We start from the raw sequence: 18,955 nt of genomic DNA, 5'->3' as shown, positions 1-18,955 counted from the left end.
TCACTCAATGCCACCGATGGGAGTCGGCCATCCGACTGGGGTCAGACCGACGCGACGGTCCGGCCGCACACAGGACATTCCTCCCTCTCGGACCAGCTAATCCGGTTGAGGTCGGCGGGAGCGATCGGGCGCTGGCTCAGTTCCTGGCGGGCGGCGATACGGAATTTCCAGATCGCATCAGCATACGCGTGGTAGGCGTCGTGGTATGCGGTGCCGGAGAGCTCGGTGCCAGAACGGACAGCGTCCCGGATCGCGACCAGCGCGAAAAACACGGATTCACTGGCCTTCGCCATCTCGATCGTCGCCGACATCAGCAATCGTTCCCGAGTGCTATACACCTTCGAGTCCTGCAGGGCCTGCCCCGCCGCAATCGACCGCTCTTCGGCGTTCGCCACGGTCCGAACCACGTCGCGCAGGGCAGAATGAGCATCGTGGATCGCTGCAGCGAAGTCGACATATGTGGCCAGACGCTCCGATTCCCGGTCTCGGCTGCGCTGGGCGCGGTCGGCACGGACACCGGCGACCATCGTTCCGGCTAGGGCGATGACTGCGCCAACTCCCGCGCTCGCGACTGGGACCCAGCTCGTGTCGGCCACGCAAACCTCCCCGGGTTGTCTACGTCAACTTCCGTTCGGACCGCGTCGGTGACCGTACTTAGCATGATGCCCCGACACAAACACAGGCCTGAACGCTTGTCAGAAATCGACTCACTAAGCTGAGCCAGGGCCCGAGACCGTCGAAAGGTCCGGATTTGCGGTTGGCGGGCGAGGAGCATCGACCAACAGGTGTCCATTCGCATCGACCGAGCGACCTCAGTCCCACCAACTCCACCAGTCCGCGGGCGCAGGCGTGGCTGCCACCTCCGGCGATGGGTGATGTCGCGCTACCCGAAGGTCGTCGCTTGCAGCACAGTTGCGGAACGGCCCGTCGTCGCCGTAGAGGATGGGCAACTGGTGGTCGAGCTCTCTGAGCCAGAGCAGCATGCCGGTCATCTGCAAGCGGGCTTCTTCCCAGCCATACCAAAGCGCGGTCAGGCGGGTGACCGCTTCGTCGTGGCGCCACCACTGCTCGCACCAGTGCCAGCGGGACATGCCGACCTCGCCTACCGGCCGCGGAAAGGTTCGCAGCAGATACGTGCTCACCCACTCCTCGACCGTTGAGTACAGCGGCTGCTGACCGTCTCCACCGCCACCGTGGCCACGTTCGGCATGGGTCTGCTGGAGGTCGGCGACCTGCTTCGTCATTCTCGCCACCTCCGCGGCGAGCTCATCGAATCGGATTGCAGCGTCGTTGGCGGCTTGTTGGGGGGCGGTGGCGGTCATCGCGCTCTGCCGCTCGTCTGGACTGCTGTAACCGCCGCCGTGGGTTGCTTGACGGTGACTGCCGCGCTGACCTGGGCGACGCGAAGCTTGGGGAAAGCCTGTGTCCACGCGGGCGTTGCGAGTACTTCAGCGTGGTGTGCTGCGATGTTGGCGGTGTGGCCAGCGTTGTCGTCGTGAACCACGCTCGCCGTCTGCCCGGTCGCGTGCTCGTCGGCCAAGGTACGGGGATCGTCCAGCGTCCCGCCATCGCGGACTCCTTCACCGCGTTCAACGGCAGCTCTGCCGTGCAGGTCGCGAGCCAGGGCCTCCTCCACGTGACTGTGCGCGAGGCGGATGCCTTCGACGGGCCGTCCGTACGAGTCGCTGCTCCTGATGGCCTGGCTCATCTCTGCCGCGAGGTCGCGGAGGAGCTGCACGGGTTCGCCGGCGGGGAGTTTGCCGACGGCACGCCACTGGCGCTGTAGCTCGTCGAGGGCTTCGGGCCGTACGTGTTCCGCCAGCGTCATGGCCTCCTTCCGGACAGCGGCGTCGAAGTCGTCGACCTGCCCACGGCCACCCGGCGGCAGGGCGGCGGGTCCGTCGGGGGTGATTCCCTGCCGGTCAGGCGTTCCGCCGTGGGCGCGAGCCCTGTGCTGGCGGTAGCCCGCGCAAGCGTCGTTCTCCCACACATCCCGGGCGGCGGCGCGCATGGCCTCGGGGATAGCGCTGCCGGCCTGCCGGTGGCGCTTGTAGGCGGCTATCAGGTCGGGGCGGAACTGGCGTAGTCGTTGCTCGGCGAACTCCGCTGCCCGCCGGGCGACCGGGTCGGCGCTGGCGTGGATCGTCGCGGTCCGCCAGACGGCGGCGGCCTCGGCGAAGGTGGCCTTATCGACCAGCCAGTCGCCGTCGAGTGACGATGCCATCCGATCGCGGTCCACGCGTACCTTGGCGGCCAATCGGTCGGCTTCGCGACGGGCTGCCGCGGCGGCCTGGTCGCGGTGGGCTTGGCGTTCGCGGTCGGCTGCCTTGTTCTGGATGCCGACGGCGGCCCAGCGGGCGCCGGCCTCACCGACGGTTGCCATCGTGGCCAGCCCTTGCAAGAACTGCTGGCGGGTGTCGGCCATCGGGTCCTCGTGTTGCTGCGGGTACGGCACGTGCACCTCCCTTGCCTGCTCAGCGGCCGCGCGCCATGCGTCGGCCGCCTCCCACTGTCGGTTCGGAGGTGGGCGTGGCAGTGAGCGGCAGCGTTACCGCCGGTTGCCGGCCAGCCGCTACCAGCCGCAGCGCATCGGCCGCGGCTCGCGCCGTCTCGGCCTGGTGGAGACGCTGCTGTGCCGTGCGCAGCTGCTCGAGGGTGTCGGCGAGGCGGGCCAGGTCCATCACCAGCGCGAGCGCGGCGATGGCGTCGTCGTCGCCGGAGATGCGGCCCATCAGCGCTACCAGCCGCGACATGGCGCGCATCTCCTGGCCGCGGCCGGTGGGTCGACGGACCCGCCCGTACAGGTCGCGGGCTGCCCGGTCGAAGACCTCGGCGGCCCGGTGCAGGGGCCCGCGCCGGTCACCCTCCATCGCGTGCGCCAGGCTGGTGAGCAGATCTGCCGCGGCGACCGCGGTGGCTTGCGCTCGGCCCGGTTCGGTACGGGCGGCGCGGCGGATGTCGTCGGCGGCTGCGGTGGCGACCTTGGCGGCCTGGCACATCGCCTCGGCGCGTTCGCTACGGCCTACCGTCGGTGCCGTCTGCTGCGGTGTCGGGGTGCCCCAGCGCAGCCGCAGCTTGGGCAGGGTCATGTCGGGCGCCAGCCGGCCGCCGCCGAAGTACACCGGTTGTCCGACGGCGGTCCGGGCGCCGGGAAGCGCCACCGCGTACCCGGTGACCTGCTGGGCGTCGGTGCTGCTGCGTCGGAGTCGGACCAGCACCCCTGCCTCCCGGAGCCGGGTGAAGAACTCCTCCTCCGAGGCGGCTGCGGCCACGGCCCTACGTACTCGCCGACGCAGTTCGTCGCGAGGGGTCTGGGTGCGGCCGGTGCGGCGGGCCTTGCTGACCTCCACCGGGTGGGGACGGCGGTGGGCGGTCCGGTCCGCCGGCGGGACCCGGCGGTGCAGGTTGTAGCGGCGAGCAACGTTGTAGGTGGCCTCGACACAGCGCGGGTAGTCGTTGCGCATCCAGTTGGTTCGCCCGTCCTCGCGCACCAACGTGGCGACGATGTGCATGTGGTCATCAGCGTGCCGCATCGCGATCCAGCGCAGGCCCGGATCAGTAGCGGCGGTGGCGATCCCAACCTCGGTGAGCATCTGCACCGCCATACCCGCCCACGTCGAGTCGCTGATGGTGCGGTGCCGGTCCTCGGGTGCGAGGCGCATGCTGGCGTGCCAGACGAACTTGTTCGGCGGTCGGTAGCCGGCGCGGACCGGTTGCTCGAGTAGCGCGGTCAGCGCCCGGAGGTCTCGCCTACCGCTAGCGGTGACCTTTGGCTCCAGACCCAGCAGCAGTCCCGCGCCGTCCCATGCGGCTACAAGGTGGGGGCTGGTGTGCTCCTCCGCTTTGCCCGGGCCCCAGAGATAGCGCAGCAGTCCGCCGACCCGCGAGCCACGTCGGTGCACGCGAGTAATCACCGCAGTCTCCGGTGGATCAGGGCAATCACCTCGTCGAGCCGGACCACCGCTGCAGCGCACAGTCGAACGGCGTCGGTGGCCCAGTCCGGGAGCTGGCCGGTGGCGTTGAAGGCAGCGGCTGCCTGGTTGACGTTGTTGCCGAACATCGCCACAGCGCGACGAGCGGCGAACAGCTCGTGCTGCAGGTCTCGCAGGTCACCGATCGCGTCGCTGGGAGCTTGGCCGACGGTCGCGGCGGCGACGGCCGCCTTGGCCGCGTATCCCGTTGGGGTCAGGTCCGCGGCTGCGGCTGCCGCGTCGATCGCAGCCTTTTCCTCGTCCGATAGTCGGAGCAGCATCGCGTGCGGGCGGGCCGGTCGATGGTGGGCACGGTGCCGGGCCTTCCGGGGTGGGGCGGGCTGATCGTTCTCCATCACCCGCCACTGTGTGCCCCGGGCGCTGCCGGCAAGTGAGCGTCCGGGGCTACCAGCGCCGGTTTGTCGGCGTACAAGGTCTCGGTCACGTATGCCTGAGTGGGGTCCATCCGTGTACCAACCGACGACGCTGGGGTATAGACCAGTTCGGGCGCGGTCTGCCGTTCTGGTCCGGGAAGGCCAAGCGGGCGCCTGCCCGACCTGCTGGCGTCGTTGCGGTCGCCGGCGGGCGCTGCGGTAGTCATTCGAGAGCAAGCCGACCCGCACCGCAGCCGCGCAGCGGCGAGGAGCGGAAGCGGCGCGGTAGCAGGTGTAATCCTGCGGCTCCACCCCACCGCCGTTCGTCACGCTACGCCTGGGCGTGGGCCGGAGACTGGTCCCGTTCGTCCGTACCTGACCGCACTCAACCGAACGTCCATACGGGGCCGGCGCGGCAGGCGCGGACCTGTCTCCATTGCCGATCTGCGACCGCGCCCGGTTGCAGATCGATAAGCAATGGCCATATCTTGCTCCAACCACCGTCTGTTCCTCCAACCATCGCCTGTTCGATCAGATGCGATTACGCGAGCGTTAGCGCGCGCCTCGAGCACCGGTTAGTCGAGCTGACAACGCTCGCCGCCGGCAACAAAGTGACGGCAAACCTCATCGAAGAACAGCGTCTTACCCCTGATCGAGGAAGGCGCTGAACTGCGGCTCTACAGGCATCTCGCATCGAACGCGGAAATCCCGCATCTGATGCGGGCCTCACGCGTTACACGCAGCGTGACAGTCAAAGGCGCCGCCGCCCTCCAACTAGCCTCAGGCGTCGCCCTACTACGGCCGGAAGAGCATGCGTGCACATCGATGTCGGATGGCTGGCACGATCAGCAAGCAGCTCGCAATTTGTCTCTGGTGACAATCGCGTCGCGGCTGCGGGTGATTCGAGCCTTCTCTGACCATGCGGGCAGCTACCCGTGGCAATGGGTACCGCAGATGGTCGACGAGTAGAGCATGGACCTGCGATCGGTCCGCCGGTTGCAACACCGGCGCGGGCCGCGGCCGTCCTGCTACTGCTCTATGCCCAACCGCTCAACAGGATTCGGGAACTCACCCGTGCCGACCTGGTCGCCGTAGACGGTACGCCTCGGCGACCCGCCGAGCCCCATTCCGGACGTCGTTGCGGCACTCCCTGAGACGGCTGACTGATGACCTCGACGCGAGTGGATACACCGACCGGTGGCTTTCTCGGGCCGGCTTCCTGGCCAGCCCATCGCCCACAAACCTGCACCGCTGGCTCCGAAAACTCGATCTCCCGCTCGTCGACGCCCGCGTTCCCGCGCTACGCCAGCAACGCCGTCACGCCAGCGGAACCTGGAACCGCTACCGGTGAACGCACGCCTGCCAAGCCGACAGCGACCTAAGCGTGAATACTTCTCACAGGTGACGACGGGGTGCCGGTCCGTCAGACTGGGATGTCAGGTATCGACGGGAGTGATCATGTCCGCTGTTGACGGCCCCACGCTTGTTTAGCTGTCCCAGCACCACGGATTTCGATCTTGGTTCGGGGTGTCGGATATGAATCAGCCGCGCCTCGTCGGGCGCGGCTGACGGTTGGCAGCCTGGGGCGTGAGCTGGGTAGAGGTTAAGGCCGTCGTTGCCTGATGGGCCGACACGATAAGGCCGTTGCCGGCCGCGACATCGACCTGCGGGGGTGCTCGTGAGCGGCCCTGGCCAGCATGGCCGTGGTGCGGTCCTAGCCGCGATGGCAGCCGTGGTGGTCGTGCTCACCGCGGCGTTGGGTATGGCGACCAATATCGGTACTGGGATGCTGCCAGCCTGGCGGTGGGTGCACAGCCCGACGGTGATCTGGTCGGTGGTGGCCACGTCCGTTCTGCTGCTGATGGTGCTAGCGGTGATCCAGCAGCGCGTGGCCAGCACGGACACCCCGCCAGGGCTCGGCGCGACGGTGCGGCACATATTCGTCCCTCGGCGGGCCGCCGCTACCCGCCCGGCGATTGCGTCGCTTCGCCCGCCGCAAGTGACCGACCGCGACATCCGAGGACGTGACCGGCTGGTCGACCAGATGACCGCCCTGTACAGCTGGCGAGGTCGTCACCGGCCGCGGGTCAACGTTCTGCACGGGATGGGCGGGGCGGGTAAAACCACCGTCGCGCAGCTGGTGGCGGGCCGGCTGACTCGCGCCGGGGTACGGGTGTGGTGGGTATCGGCAGCCACGGCCACCCAGCTGGATACCGGGATGCGGCAGCTCGCCGTCGAGCTGGGCGCGTCCGCCGCTGATATCGAGCACGCTTGGTCCGACACCGGCAGCGGCCCCGACCTGGTCTGGGGAATGCTGGACCAGTTGACGCAGCGCTGGCTGCTAGTCATCGACAACGCCGACGACACCCGGCTGCTCACTCCACCCGACGAACCGGTCGCTGCCGGGCGCGGCTGGATCCGGCCCGTTCCGCACCGCCGCGGCTTGCTGCTGCTCACCACCCGCGACGGTGATCCCGCCACCTGGCCCGCGGCCCGGTATCACGACGGCGGGGATCGCGGCGGCTGGTATCGGCTGCATCCGGTGGAGATGCTCACTCCGGCCGACGGCGCAGCCGTGCTCCTAGACCACGCCGGCGCCGCCGCCGGCACTGTCGAGCAGGCCACTGCACTGGCCGAACGCCTCGGCGGGCTACCTCTGGCCCTGGGTATTGCCGGTCAGACCATCAGCCAGGTCCGCCGCACCGGGGTCGCGGGCTCACCCGCGACGTTCGCCGGGTACCGCACCGCACTGGACACCGGCGACACACCGACACCGACACTGGCCGCGGGCGCACTCAGCGAGGCGCAGGCGCGCCGCACCATCGACCAGACCTGGGAACTATCGCTGGACCTGCTCGACACGCGAGGCCTGCCGCAGGCCCGCATCCTGCTGCGGCTGCTGGCCACCTTCGCCGACGCCCCGATCCCCACCCACCTGCTCGACCCGACCACCCTGGCCGCCGCCGCTCTCCTGCCTAATCTCACCGGCGAGCGCCTCGCGACGCTCCTGCAAGCCCTGACCGGTGTAGGACTGGTCACCCTCGAACAAACCCAGCGCTCGACACCCGTGACCCTCGCGCGGCTGCATCCACTCGTCCGCGACACCAGCCGCCGCCCTCTGCACACCACCCAGCGGCACACCACCTACCTCGCCGTGTCCATCACCCTCCTGCTGAAGAACACCACCAATCTCGACGCCGACAACCCCACGACCTGGCCCATCTGGCAGACACTCGCCCCGCACACCACCGACTTGCTCAGCCAAGCCACCACGCAACCCGATACCAGCGACGAAACACTTATCGACGTCTGCGGCCTGACACAAAAAACCGCCCGCTATCTCGGCGAAGCCGGCCTCCACCAGAGCGCCCGAGACCTGTTCGCCGAGCTGCTCCCCATCTACGAGCGGGTCCTGGGTGTCGAGCACCCCGACACGCTGGCCACCCGCCACAATGTCGCACGCTGGATCGGGGCGGCGGGTGATCCGGCCGGTGCCCGTGACCTGTTCGCCGAGCTGCTCCCTATCCGTGAGCAGGTCCTGGGTGTCGAGCACCCTGACACCCTGGACACCCGCAACCACCATGCGTACTGGCTCGGGAAGGCAGGCGATCCGGCCAGCGCCCGTGACCTGCTCGCCGAGCTGCTCCCCATCTACGAGCGGGTCCTGGGTGTCGAGCACCCCGAAATCCTGGCCACCCGCCACAACCTCGCGCACTGGATCGGGGCCGCGGGCGATCCAGCCGGCGCCCGTGACCTGTTCGCCGAGCTGCTCCCTATCCGTGAGCGGGTCCTGGGCGTCGAGCACCCCGACACCGTGACCACCCGCTACGACCTCGCACGCTCGATCGGGGCCGCGGGCGATCCAGCCGGCGCCCGTGACCTGTTCGCCGAGCTGCTCCCTATCCGTGAGCGGCTCGTGGGCGTCGAGCACCCCGACACCCTGGACACCCGCCACAACCTCGCACGCTCGATCGGGGCCGCGGGCGATCCAGCCGGCGCCCGTGACCTGCTCGCCGAGCTGCTCCCCATCCGTGAGCGGGTCCAGGGCGTCGAGCACCCCGACACCCTCGACACCCGCCACAACCTCGCCCACTGGCGGGAACAGGCCGGGACCCGGCCAGCGCTGCCGCCCCTACGAACCGCTGCTCACCGACCGGCTGCAGGTCCTGGAACCCCACCACCCGACACCCCTAATCATGCGCAGTAACCTCGCCTACCGGCTCGAGCAAGCCAAGAACGATAAGCACACGTAGTAACAGCGGCTGCGTGACAGCTAAGAACTCGCACCATACGAATACGCGCGGCTGCCAGCCAACCACCGCGGAGGGACTGTAAGACGAACGGTGTAACTCCTGATCAAGGAGCAGCATCTGATGTCTGATGGATCGACGATCGCCGTGGATACTGCTGCTGGGGCGAGGAACGTGCCGGGGCAACCGGCGGAGGGTGTCGACGCGGAGCTGGTCGCCCAGCTGGTGGAGCAGGCCCGTGCGGCGGGTCTTCAGTTGACCGGCGACGGTGGTCTGCTGCAGCAGCTGACGAAGCGGGTTCTGGAATCCGCGCTCGAGGGTGAGATCACCGATCACCTGGGCTATGACAAGGGCGACCCGGCGGGCAAGAACAGCGGGAACTCCCGCAACGGTGTGCGGGCCAAGACGGTGCTCACCGACGTCGGCCCGGTCGAGATTGAGGTGCCGCGGGATCGCGATGGCAGCTTTGCCCCGCACATCGTCAAGAAGCGGCAGCGCCGACTGTCCGGCGTGGATGACATGGTGATCTCCCTGTCGGCCAAGGGCCTGACCACCGGGGAGATCCAGGCTCACCTGGCTGAGGTGTATGGCGCCGAGGTGTCGCGGCAGACGATCTCGACGATCACGGACAAGGTGATCGAGGGGATGACGGAGTGGCAGAACCGGCCCCTGGACCCGGTCTACCCGGTGATCTTCCTCGACGCGGTGCACGTGAAGATCCGCGACGGGAAGGTCGCCAACCGGCCCATCTACCTGGCCCTGGCCGTCACCGTCGAGGGGACGCGGGACATCCTCGGTCTGTGGGCCGGCGACGGCGGCGAGGGCGCGAAGTTCTGGCTTCAGGTCCTCACCGAGTTGAAGAACCGGGGCGTGGCGGATGCGTGCATGGTGGTCTGCGACGGGCTCAAAGGGCTGCCTGATGCGATCGGCGAGGTGTGGCCGGAAGCGGTGGTGCAGACCTGCGTGATTCATCTGCTGCGGGCGTCGTTCCGGTATGCCGGCCGGCAGCACTGGGACGCCATCGCCAAAGCTCTCAAGCCCGTCTACACCGCGCCGACCGAAGCCGCCGCCAGGGCTCGCTTCGCCGAGTTCACCGAGGCGTGGGGCGGCAAGTATCCAGCGATCGTCCGGTTGTGGCAGCAGGCCTGGGCGGAGTTCGTGCCGTTCCTGGCCTTCGACGCCGAGATCCGCACCGTCGTGTGCTCCACCAACGCCATCGAGAGCGTCAACGCCCGCATCCGCCGCGCCGTCCGCGCCCGTGGGCACTTCCCGAACGAGGCCGCCGCGCTCAAATGCGTCTACCTCGCCGTGATGAGCCTCGACCCGACCGGGCAGGGCCGCCGACGGTGGACCATGCGCTGGAAACCCGCCCTGAACGCCTTCGACATCGCCTTCGAAGGACGCCTGTCCGCAGGCCGCAAGTAGCCGTCAACAACCCGAGTTACACCGTTCGTTTGACAGACCCACCGCGGACCATTCCGGTTTACCGGCGACGCAAGAGGGGGCTGGCCAGCACGACCCCTGGTGGGAGGGGGTGGCTCAGGGGGCGTTCGTAGCGTTGCCTCCGCTGCGCGGCGCACGCCAACTTAATGGTTTGAGCGAGCGGAGTGGCGGCGTGATGATCCAGTCGGAACCTGGACGGCCGAATTTGGTCGAGCGCATTGCCGGCCTCCTGAAGGCTTGTTGGCGGGGCCGCTGGCCTTCAAGGGTTACCAGATCTGGCAACGCTCGGCGCCGCCGCGGTGACGGAGGTGGCCGTGATCGCGCCCACGCTAATGGCGCACTGGTCGGGCCAGCAGTGGAGCGATCGGGCCGGCGCTCGGATTGCGCCGATCGTGCTCGCCCTAGCCGCGCTCGTGTTCGCGGTGGGCGTCGCACGCCACTTGGACTGCGTGGGCAGTCCGCACCCGTGGAGGGTGGCCGCCGCGCTCACCTTCGTCGGCGGCGGCGGTCCGGCCCTGGTCCTCGTTCTGGCTCGCCAGCGACCGGCTGCCGTTGGCCGCGTAAGCCGGACAGGCCCGTCGACGACCGCGCAGTTGCCAACGGCGGACTGGAACAGCGCGTCGTCGACAGCAGCATGGCCGGCACCTGACTGGGTGCCGGCCACGAGCTATCTGGAAGGTGGTGTTTGCGGATCTAGTTCACCGCCCGTCGCGGCTCTTGCGATAAGAGGCCACGAGCCATCCGAGGAACCCAGCCAGCAGGAGAATCACGACAACGACACTGACCTGCCAGGGCTTCATGACCTGGGAGCCTATCGAATCTTGCCGGCTACTCCATGGCAAGCAGATTGAGGATCGCCTGTACGGGGACCAGGTACCGCCGGCCGACGCGTAGGAGACGTACTGGAAACTGATTGTTCCTGGCCAGGGCGTAGGCCGTGGTACGTCCGATACCGAGGATCGCTGCGGCGGTCTCCACATCGGTCGTGACCCCGAGCTCACGCACCGCCTCGATCGTCCATACCCGGCCCTGCATCTGGCTCGCCTTACGTCCGCCGGTCGTTGTGGTTGACATCGTCCGCGCCCTCCCCGCAGTCGTGAGCACGCCGGTTCCGGCGTCACTCTCACGGTGCAGTCGGCCCCTTACCTGCTGCGTTGCCGCACGCAATGAACTGCCAGCGCGAGCGGGCGTTACCAGCCAACGTGGATTACGCCGCAGGTGACCAGGTCGCAGCGTCCCCGAGCACCGCCTCCATCAGCTCCGCTGCCCGACGCTCGCTCTCCGGCAACACGTGGGTGTAGACCTCCCGCGTGGTCCGGCTGTCGGCGTGACCGAGCCGCCGCTGCATCACGTGCTCGGGAACGCCAGCGTCAGCACCGGTGGTAGCGGAGGTGTGCCGCGCATCGTGCAAGGCGATCACGGGAACGCCGGCGTCAACGCACGCCTTCGCCCACTGGTCGGTGAAGTACTTCGGGTAGTACGGCTCCCCGTCCTCTCGGCAGAACAGGTAACCGCCGTCGTGGTAGAGGACGCCGGCGTCGGCCTTCTCCACCGCCTGGCGCGTCTGGTGGGCGAGCAGCTCCGCTACCAGGGCCGGTCCGAGCGCTACCGCCCGCTTGCTCTTGCCCTTGGGCGCCTTCTCCACCACCCCGTTGCTGGTCGTGGTGCGTTGCCAGTGCAGCAGCAGGACACCCCGGTCGAGGTCGACCCGCGGCCACTTGAGCCCGGCCAACTCCCCTCGCCTCGCACCGACGACAATCGCTAGCACCCAAGCGGCACGCAGCCGGTGGTCGGCGTGGTGCTTCAGGAACTTTGCCGACTGCGCCGGCGTCCAGACGCCCTTACGCCCCATCGTCTCCCGCTCGGCCTGCCGGGGCTGCCGTACACCGTCGACGTTGACTCCGAGGTCGCCCAACGCCTTCATCAGGATCCGGTGGACGATGCGGACGGTGGTCGGCGACAGCGGCCCACCGTTCTTGCCGCCACTCTTCAGCAGCTTCTTGTAGAGGTCGTGGATGACCCGCTTGTCGAGTGCATAGAGCTGCCGGCCGCCGATGTGCGGCACCACGTAGCAACGAATGACGTCCCGGTAGTTGCTGAGCGTCGTCTCCTGAACGTCCAACTCGCGCTCGTTGAGCCAGCCCTCCAACTCCGCGGCGACGCTGCCGTCGGCGCCGAGATCCGCTCCGCCGTACGCGGCGCGCGCTTCGTCCTCCGCCTTCAACGCGGCGGCCTGGTTGGGGAACCCCTGCCGCTTGTGCTGGCGACGGCGCCCGTTGGTGTCGGGCGGAAGGTCGATGATGAAGAACCAGCGGGCTTGGCCGTTGGCGAGGCGGTAGCTGTAGACAGCCATGCGGCTGCACCTCCGCAGTAACGGGATCGAGGGATGCAGCCCACGTTAAGCGATCTCCGTTACCGCCAGCGTTACCGCAAGATCACACACGATCTTCTATATCCGCTGGTGAATACCAGTCGGGACGGCCGGATTCGAACCGACGACCCCTTGACCCCCAGTCAAGTGCGCTACCAAGCTGCGCCACGTCCCGATGCCCCCGCCAGGTCTCCCCCGCGGCGGCCGGTACAGCTTAGCGCAGGATCTTCGCACCGTGCGCAGAGGCCCCTCCCGCGCCGCGCGCCACACGCCCTAGAGCATCCTAGGAGGGTGGGCGCGACAACAACGCGGCAAGCAGGGCCTCAGCCGTGGGCCTTGCCCCGGCCGCCCGGGCCGAGCTTCTTGCGCGGGCGTACCGAGATCTCGATCGGGCTGCCCTCGAAGCCGAACTCCTCGCGGAGCTTGCGCTCGACGAAGCGCTGATACCCCGCGTCGAGCGGGCCGGTGGTGAACAGCACGAACCGCGGCGGCGCCGCCCCGGCCTGGGTGGCGAACAGGATGCGTGGCGCGCGTCCACCGCGTACCGGGTGCGGGGTGGCCTGGACCAGCGCGGTGAGCCACTGGTTGAGCTGCGCGGTGGGGATGCGCGTCTCCCAGCTCGCCAGTGCCTTCCGCAGCGCGGGCGCGAGCTTGTCGACCGCGCGGCCGGTCTTCGCGGACAGGTTGAGTCGGATCGCCCAGGGGATGCGCCGCAGCTCCCGGTCGATCTCCTTGTCCAGGTAGTAGCGGCGGTCACCGTCGACCAGGTCCCACTTGTTGAAGGCGATTACCAGCGCCCGGCCGGACTCGACGACCATGGTGAGGATCCGCTGGTCCTGCTCGCTGATCACCTCGCTGGAGTCGATCAGCACCACGGCGACCTCGGCCGCCTCGATCGCCGAGGCGGTGCGCAGGCTGGCGTAGTACTCGGTGCCGCTGGCCTTGCCGACCCGTTTGCGCAGGCCGGCGGTGTCGACCAGCTGCCACGTCTCGCCGCCGATCTCGACCAGGCTGTCGACCGGATCGACAGTGGTGCCGGCCACCGAGTCGACCACCGCCCGCTCCTCGCCGGAGAAGCGGTTGAGCAGGCTGGACTTGCCGACGTTGGGACGGCCGACCAGTGCCACCCGGCGCGGACCGCGCGGCCGGTTCTCCACGATCTTCGGCGCCTCGGGCAGCGCGTCCAGGATGGCGTCGAGCAGGTCGCCGGAGCCGCGACCGTGCAGCGCCGAGACCGGGAACGGCTCACCGAGGCCGAGCGACCACAGCGCGGTCGCCTCCATCTCGATGGTGGTGTTGTCGGCCTTGTTCGCGACCAGGATGACCGGCTTCGCGCTGCGGCGCAGCATCTTCACCGCGGCCTCGTCCACGTCGGTCGAGCCGACCATGGCGTCCACCACGAACAGCACCACGTCGGCGGTGACCACCGCGATCTCGGCCTGGGCGGCGATGGCCGCGGCACGGTCCTTGGCGTCGGGTTCCCAGCCGCCGGTGTCCACCACCGTGAACGCCCGGCCGTTCCACTGTGCGTCGTAGGGCACCCGGTCCCGGGTCACGCCGGGGATGTCCTCCACGACCGCCTGCCGGCGGCCGATGATGCGGTTCACCAGCGTGGACTTGCCGACGTTGGGACGGCCGACCACTGCCACCACGGGCTGCGGGCCGGTCGGCTCACCGGAGTCGGCCTCCGGCTCGCGCAACTCCACCCAGCCTTCGAAATCCTCGCTCACGCGACACCCCGCTCGGTGAGCATCTCGCGCAAGCGGGCCACGACCTCGTCGATGCCCAGCTCGGTGGTGTCCAGCACCACCGCGTCGGGGGCCTGCTGCAGCGGGTTGACCTTGCGGGTCGAGTCGAGCCGGTCCCGGCGGGCCAGGTCGGCGGCGGTCGCTGCGACGTCGGCGGCGTCCTCGGCGCTGCGCCGCTTCGCGCGCGCCGCCTCGGAGGCGGTCAGGTACACCTTCAGGTCCGCGTCCGGCGCGACCACCGAGCCGATGTCCCGGCCTTCGACAACGATGCGGCCCGCGTCGGCGATCACCCGCCGCTGCCGGTCCACCAGCAGCTCGCGTACGGCGGCGACGGCGGCCACAGCGGAGACGGCTCCGGTCACCTCGGCGCCGCGGATGGCGGTGGACACGTCGGTGCCGTCGACTGTCACGGCGTACCCCTGGGGGTCGGTGCCGATGCGGAGGTCGGCCTCAGCGGCGACCTTGGCCACCGACTCGGCGTCGGTGAGTTCCACGCCGGAGCGCAGGACCGCCCAGGTCAGCGCCCGGTACATGGCGCCGGTGTCGAGGTAGCGGGCGCCGAGGCCCGTCGCCAGTCGCCGCGACACGGTGGACTTCCCCGAACCGGACGGCCCGTCCACAGCGACCACGCATAGCCCGGCCGGTACGTTTTCCTCCACCGTTGTCCTCCTCAGCCCGTACCTCGCAGGTCGCCCGATATGTCCGGCGCCGTTGAGCGGATGGTTCTGTCGTCAATTCTGCCCGCGCCGCGCGGGCGTCCCGCCTGGCCGGCATGTGTGCCGGGCCGCGGACCGCGTCGAAGCCTACCGGGAGCGGTACCCGGATCGGCGGGTCAGTCACCCACCGCCTTGAACAGGGCGGCGACCTCCGCGTTCGTGAGCCGCCGCATCCGCCCGGTGCGCAGGTCGCCGAGCTTGATCGGCCCGATCGAGGTACGGATCAGACGGGACACCGGGTGTCCCACCTCGGCCATCAGGCGCCGGACGATGTGCTTGCGCCCCTCGTGCAGGGTCAGCTCCACCTGGGCGGATTTACCGAGCGTGTCGACCAGCTTGAACCCGTCGACCTTCACTGGCCCGTCCTCCAGCTCGATGCCGGCGGTCAGCCGCTTGCCCAGGTTGCGCGGGATCGGCCCGGCCACCTCGGCGAGGTAGGTCTTGAGCACCTCGTACGACGGGTGCATGAGCTTGTGGGCCAGGGTGCCGTCGTTTGTGAGCAGGAGCAGGCCCTCGCTGTCGGCGTCCAGCCGCCCGACGTGGTAGACCCGCTGCTCCAGTCGCGCGCCGATGAAGTCGGCGAGCTCGGTGCGGCCCTTCTCGTCGGCCATCGTGGTGACCACTCCACGCGGCTTGTTCATCGCCACGTAGACCAGGCGGACGTCGGCCTGGAGCCGCTCCCCGTCGACGACGATCACGTCGCGGGTCGGGTCGGCCTTGTCGCCGAGCTGCGCCACCCGCCCGTTCACGGTGACCCGGCGCCGGAAGATCAGGTCTTCGCAGGCGCGCCGGGAACCCACCCCCGCGGCGGCGAGCACCTTCTGGAGGCGCTCGGCGCCCTCGTACACGGGGGCGTCGGGCTTCGGGGCACGGTCATCGCGTCGCATCGGCAAGCTCTTCTACGTCGTCGGGAAGGAACGGGGCGAGCGGCGGCAGGTCGTCCACCGAGTTCAGCCCCAGCTTCTCCAGGAACATGGTGGTGGTCCGGTAGAGGTAGGCCCCGCTGTCCGCTTCGGTGCCGCACTCCTCGACCAGGCCGCGACCCACCAGGGTACGGAGCACCCCGTCGCAGTTGACACCCCGGATGGCCGAGATGCGCGAACGGGTCACCGGCTGCCGGTAGGCGACCACGGCGAGGGTCTCCAGCGCGGCCTGGGTCAGCCGCACGGACTGCCCGTCCAGTACGAACCGCTCCACGTACGTCGCGTATTCCGGCCGGGTGTAGAGACGCCAGCCACCCGCCGCCCGGCGCAGGTCGAACCCGTGCCCGGCCGCGGTGTACCCGGCAGCGATCTCGTCGAGCATCGCGCCGACCCGCTCGGGGGCCTGTTCGAGGACCTCGGCCAGCACCAGCTCGCTGACCGGCTGGTCCACCACGAGCAGGATCGCCTCCAGGGCGCCGCGCAGCTCCGCGTCGTCCAGGACCGGCGCGGGCACCGGTTCCGGCACGGCTCGCCGCCGTCCCCGCTTAGCGGGTACGCCGTCAGCACCCGCCTGCTGCCCCGCGTCCCGCGCGGTCATGGCGGCGTCGTCCCCGGCCCCGCTCTCCCCCGAGATCTTGGTACGGTCCCGCCCTCCGAGGGGCGCCCCCGTGCCAAGATCCGTCCCGATCGTGGCGATCTTGGAAGGAAATGGCCCCTCTGGGGGCCCTTCGCTTCCAAGATCTGCGGAGGACTCCGACGCGGTGTCCGTGATGTCGGGGTCCGGGTGCTCGGCGGGCGAGTCGGAGTCGTCCGGGGCGGGCTTGGGCGGGGCGGGGCGCTCCCACGGGGGCACCCATGCGGCGGCCTGGTCGGCCAGGGAGTCGCGGCGTTCCTCGTCGCTCATCCGTTCACTCCTGCGTCGGTGCGGGTTCGCCCGCCGCCTCGGCGGGCACGGCGGCGTCGGATGCGGCATCTGCGGCGACGCCGCTCGGCACCGCGGCGCCGGCGGATTCGGCGGCATCGCCGGCCACCGCGGCAGGGTCGCCGGCCACCGCGGCCGAGTCGCCGGCCGGAGCAGCGGCGTCGGCCGGGGCGGCGGAGACGGACGCGGTCGTGGGTTCGGGGCTGCCGGCGTACTCGTCGACTGTCAGCTCGGCCTCGCCGTCGGCCGGGCCGGTCCAGCGGACTGTCAGTTCCTCCAGCGCCTGCTCCTGCACGAACGCCACGAGGCCCTGCCGGTACAGCTCCAGCAGCGCCAGGAACCGGGCCACCACCTCGAGCGTCATCTCGCAGTCGGCGCAGAGCAGCGAGAACGTGGCGACCCCGGCGCGGCGCAGCCGGTCGGCGATGATGCCGGCGTGTTCCCGGACGCTGACCCGGACCATGTGCACGTGCGCGATCGAGACCTCGGGCACCGGCTTCGGGCTCATCGCCCTGACCGCGAGCGTACGCAGCCGCTCCGGACCGATGCCGAGCACCAGGTCGGGCAGCGCCTCGGCGTACCGCGGTTCGAGGGTGACCGCCCGCGGGTAGCGCCGGCCGCCGACCGCCTCCAGCTCGGCGATGTGCGCGGCGGCCTCCTTGTACGCCTTGTACTGCAGGAGCCGGGCGAACAGCAGGTCCCGCGCCTCCAGCAGCGCCAGGTCCTCCTCGTCCTCGACCTCGGCCGAGGGCAGCAGCCGGGCCGCCTTCAGGTCGAGCAGCGTGGCGGCGACGAGCAGGAACTCGCTCGTCTCGTCCAGGTCCCACTGGTCGCCCAGGGCGCGCAGGTACGCGATGAACTCGTCGGTCACCTTGTGCAGCGCGACCTCGGTGACGTCCAGCTTGTGCTTGCTGATCAGCTGGAGCAGCAGGTCGAACGGGCCGGTGAAGTTGTCCAGCCGGACGGTGAAGCCACTCGCCTGTTCGCCGGTGCCCGGGTCGGCGGGCACCACACCGTCGACCTCGGCGGCCAGCTCCGCGGCGACGGCGGGGTCGCCGGGGCCGTGCGGCGGGTCGAGGGGCGGTGCGGTCACCGGGAAACCGTAGACGACGCGGCGGGCGGCCGGCGTGCGCCCTACCGGTCCGCCTGGGCGGCGATGACCTCCCGGGCGAGCTGCCGGTAGTTGCGCGCGCCGGAGGAGGCCGGGTCGAGGGTGGTGATCGGGGCACCGGCCACCGTGGACTCGGGGAACTTCACCGTCTTGGTGATGACGGTCTGGTAGACCTTGTCGCCGAACGCCTCGACCACCCGCTGCAGCACCTGGCGGCAGTGGGTGGTGCGGCTGTCGTACATGGTGGCGAGGATGCCTTCGAGTTCCAGGTCGAAGTTGAGCCGCTCGCGCACCTTGTCGATGGTGTCCAGCAGCAGCGCGACACCGCGCAGGCTGAAGAACTCGCACTCCAGCGGGATGAGCACGCCGTGCGCGACGGTGAGCGCGTTGATCGCCAGCAGGCCCAGCGAGGGCTGGCAGTCGATCAGGATGAAGTCGTACTCCTTGCGGATGGTCCGCAGCACCCGCGCCAGTGCCATCTCGCGGGCGACCTCGTTGACGAGCTGGATCTCGGCGGCGGAGAGGTCGATGTTCGCGGGCAGCAGGTGCAGGCCGGCCACGTCGGTCTTGATGAGGACGTCCTCGGCGGTGACGTCGTCCTGCATCAGCAGGTTGTAGACCGACAGGTCCAGGTTGTGCGGGTTGACGCCCAGCCCGACGGAGAGGGCGCCCTGCGGGTCGAAGTCGACGAGCAGCACCTTGCGGCCGTACTCGGCCAGGGCCGCGCCCAGGTTGATGGTCGTCGTGGTCTTGCCGACGCCACCCTTCTGGTTGGCCATCGCGATGATCCGCGCCGGGCCGTGCCGGTCGGTCGGCATGGGTTCGGGGATCGGCTTGCGCATGGTGTACGCGGCCGGGTCGGCGGGGCCGAGATCGGCACCGAGCGTCGCCTGCTGCTCACGGAGCTCCGACGTCCAGGTCTCGGCACGGTCACCGTTTCCTGCCATGTCCTCGTTGCCCCCTCCCGACGACCACCCGGCGTCGGAGCCGTCCGACGTCCCTCGCGGCGCCGCTGCGCACCCCCGGTCCGTCGCACCTGGAGGCCCGCGCCGATGCCGACTGTACGCCACCGGCCAGCAGCGCGTTCGGTAGCGGGTCGGCGTGTCGGCCGCCCGTCAGCAGCGGG

At 69.7% G+C, this 18,955-nt stretch carries 15 protein-coding genes and 1 tRNA gene; 2 read left to right on the top strand and 14 right to left on the bottom strand.

Translation table 11 applies throughout. The features are described 5' to 3' along the window. Positions 1-41 precede the first annotated feature (41 nt). The 5 genes from O7611_RS09635 to O7611_RS09615 all read right to left on the bottom strand — a co-directional run bounded on the left by O7611_RS09635 (position 42) and on the right by O7611_RS09615 (position 4,327). On the bottom strand, positions 42-596 hold the full coding sequence (locus O7611_RS09635; RefSeq protein WP_269696595.1) for a hypothetical protein: 555 nt from the start codon (positions 594-596) through the stop codon (positions 42-44). A 216-nt stretch (positions 597-812) separates the two neighbouring features. After that, positions 813-1,322, bottom strand: coding sequence for a DUF4913 domain-containing protein (locus tag O7611_RS09630; RefSeq protein WP_269696594.1), 510 nt, complete (start codon positions 1,320-1,322; stop codon positions 813-815). Then, positions 1,319-2,455 (bottom strand): hypothetical protein, encoded by a 1,137-nt coding sequence (locus tag O7611_RS09625; protein WP_269696593.1) that lies wholly within the window; start codon positions 2,453-2,455, stop codon positions 1,319-1,321. Before O7611_RS09625 ends, O7611_RS09630 begins: the two co-directional genes overlap by 4 nt. Before the next feature lie 19 nt (positions 2,456-2,474). Next, positions 2,475-3,662 (bottom strand): relaxase, encoded by a 1,188-nt coding sequence (locus O7611_RS09620; protein WP_269696592.1) that lies wholly within the window; start codon positions 3,660-3,662, stop codon positions 2,475-2,477. A 248-nt stretch (positions 3,663-3,910) separates the two neighbouring features. Further along, positions 3,911-4,327, bottom strand: coding sequence for a hypothetical protein (locus O7611_RS09615; protein ID WP_269696591.1), 417 nt, complete (start codon positions 4,325-4,327; stop codon positions 3,911-3,913). Positions 4,328-6,068: 1,741 nt separating this feature from the next. Here O7611_RS09615 and O7611_RS09610 point away from each other — a divergent pair. Together O7611_RS09610 and O7611_RS09605 are read left to right on the top strand one after the other, a co-directional pair. Then, positions 6,069-8,552, top strand: coding sequence for a tetratricopeptide repeat protein (locus O7611_RS09610; protein ID WP_269696590.1), 2,484 nt, complete (start codon positions 6,069-6,071; stop codon positions 8,550-8,552). Between the two features lie 166 nt (positions 8,553-8,718). Further along, the gene (locus O7611_RS09605) at positions 8,719-10,020 is read left to right on the top strand and encodes an IS256 family transposase (protein ID WP_269696589.1); all 1,302 of its coding nucleotides are present in this window, start codon (positions 8,719-8,721) and stop codon (positions 10,018-10,020) included. Between the two features lie 846 nt (positions 10,021-10,866). On the opposite strand, the gene O7611_RS09600 is transcribed toward O7611_RS09605, so the two are convergent. The 9 genes from O7611_RS09600 to O7611_RS09560 all read right to left on the bottom strand — a co-directional run bounded on the left by O7611_RS09600 (position 10,867) and on the right by O7611_RS09560 (position 18,776). Next, a complete protein-coding gene (locus O7611_RS09600; protein WP_187691570.1) occupies positions 10,867-11,112 on the bottom strand; it encodes a helix-turn-helix domain-containing protein in 246 nt (81 codons plus the stop codon). 133 nt (positions 11,113-11,245) lie between these two features. After that, a complete protein-coding gene (locus tag O7611_RS09595; RefSeq protein WP_113974857.1) occupies positions 11,246-12,391 on the bottom strand; it encodes a site-specific integrase in 1,146 nt (381 codons plus the stop codon). 119 nt (positions 12,392-12,510) lie between these two features. Further along, positions 12,511-12,584: transfer RNA gene (locus tag O7611_RS09590), tRNA-Pro, on the bottom strand. Between the two features lie 148 nt (positions 12,585-12,732). Beyond that, on the bottom strand, positions 12,733-14,139 hold the full coding sequence (der, locus tag O7611_RS09585) for a ribosome biogenesis GTPase Der (RefSeq protein WP_370584894.1): 1,407 nt from the start codon (positions 14,137-14,139) through the stop codon (positions 12,733-12,735). After that, a complete protein-coding gene (gene cmk / locus O7611_RS09580; RefSeq protein WP_269696588.1) occupies positions 14,136-14,816 on the bottom strand; it encodes a (d)CMP kinase in 681 nt (226 codons plus the stop codon). The genes der and cmk overlap by 4 nt, the downstream gene beginning before the upstream one ends. 173 nt (positions 14,817-14,989) lie before the next feature. After that, a complete protein-coding gene (locus tag O7611_RS09575; protein WP_194799866.1) occupies positions 14,990-15,760 on the bottom strand; it encodes a pseudouridine synthase in 771 nt (256 codons plus the stop codon). Continuing rightward, positions 15,747-16,700, bottom strand: coding sequence for an SMC-Scp complex subunit ScpB (scpB, locus tag O7611_RS09570; protein WP_269696587.1), 954 nt, complete (start codon positions 16,698-16,700; stop codon positions 15,747-15,749). The genes O7611_RS09575 and scpB overlap by 14 nt, the downstream gene beginning before the upstream one ends. A 4-nt stretch (positions 16,701-16,704) precedes the next feature. Continuing rightward, a complete protein-coding gene (locus tag O7611_RS09565; RefSeq protein ID WP_269696586.1) occupies positions 16,705-17,811 on the bottom strand; it encodes a segregation and condensation protein A in 1,107 nt (368 codons plus the stop codon). 41 nt (positions 17,812-17,852) lie between these two features. Further along, entirely contained in the window at positions 17,853-18,776 is a 924-nt protein-coding gene (locus O7611_RS09560) for a ParA family protein (protein ID WP_013285595.1), read from the bottom strand. Between the last annotated feature and the right edge of the window lie 179 nt (positions 18,777-18,955).

It is taken from the genome of Micromonospora sp. WMMC273 (genome assembly GCF_027460285.1).
Taxonomy (GTDB): Bacteria; Actinomycetota; Actinomycetes; order Mycobacteriales; family Micromonosporaceae; genus Micromonospora; species Micromonospora aurantiaca.
Note: the sequence above shows the minus strand (reverse complement) of the source record. Positions and strands in the feature narration are given on the sequence as shown.

Excerpts from the sequence above, each read along its gene's own strand:
- O7611_RS09595 (WP_113974857.1), bottom strand. The coding sequence starts at position 12,391 with ATGGCTGTCTACAGCTACCGCCTCGCCAACGGCCAAGCCCGCTGGTTC.
- O7611_RS09560 (WP_013285595.1), bottom strand. The coding sequence starts at position 18,776 with ATGGCAGGAAACGGTGACCGTGCCGAGACCTGGACGTCGGAGCTCCGT.
- scpB (WP_269696587.1), bottom strand. The coding sequence starts at position 16,700 with ATGAGCGACGAGGAACGCCGCGACTCCCTGGCCGACCAGGCCGCCGCA.
- O7611_RS09610 (WP_269696590.1), top strand. The coding sequence starts at position 6,069 with ATGGCAGCCGTGGTGGTCGTGCTCACCGCGGCGTTGGGTATGGCGACC.
- O7611_RS09615 (WP_269696591.1), bottom strand. The coding sequence starts at position 4,327 with ATGGAGAACGATCAGCCCGCCCCACCCCGGAAGGCCCGGCACCGTGCC.
- O7611_RS09605 (WP_269696589.1), top strand. The coding sequence starts at position 8,719 with ATGTCTGATGGATCGACGATCGCCGTGGATACTGCTGCTGGGGCGAGG.
- O7611_RS09620 (WP_269696592.1), bottom strand. The coding sequence starts at position 3,662 with ATGCGCCTCGCACCCGAGGACCGGCACCGCACCATCAGCGACTCGACG.
- O7611_RS09600 (WP_187691570.1), bottom strand. The coding sequence starts at position 11,112 with ATGTCAACCACAACGACCGGCGGACGTAAGGCGAGCCAGATGCAGGGC.
- O7611_RS09630 (WP_269696594.1), bottom strand. The coding sequence starts at position 1,322 with ATGACCGCCACCGCCCCCCAACAAGCCGCCAACGACGCTGCAATCCGA.
- O7611_RS09575 (WP_194799866.1), bottom strand. The coding sequence starts at position 15,760 with ATGCGACGCGATGACCGTGCCCCGAAGCCCGACGCCCCCGTGTACGAG.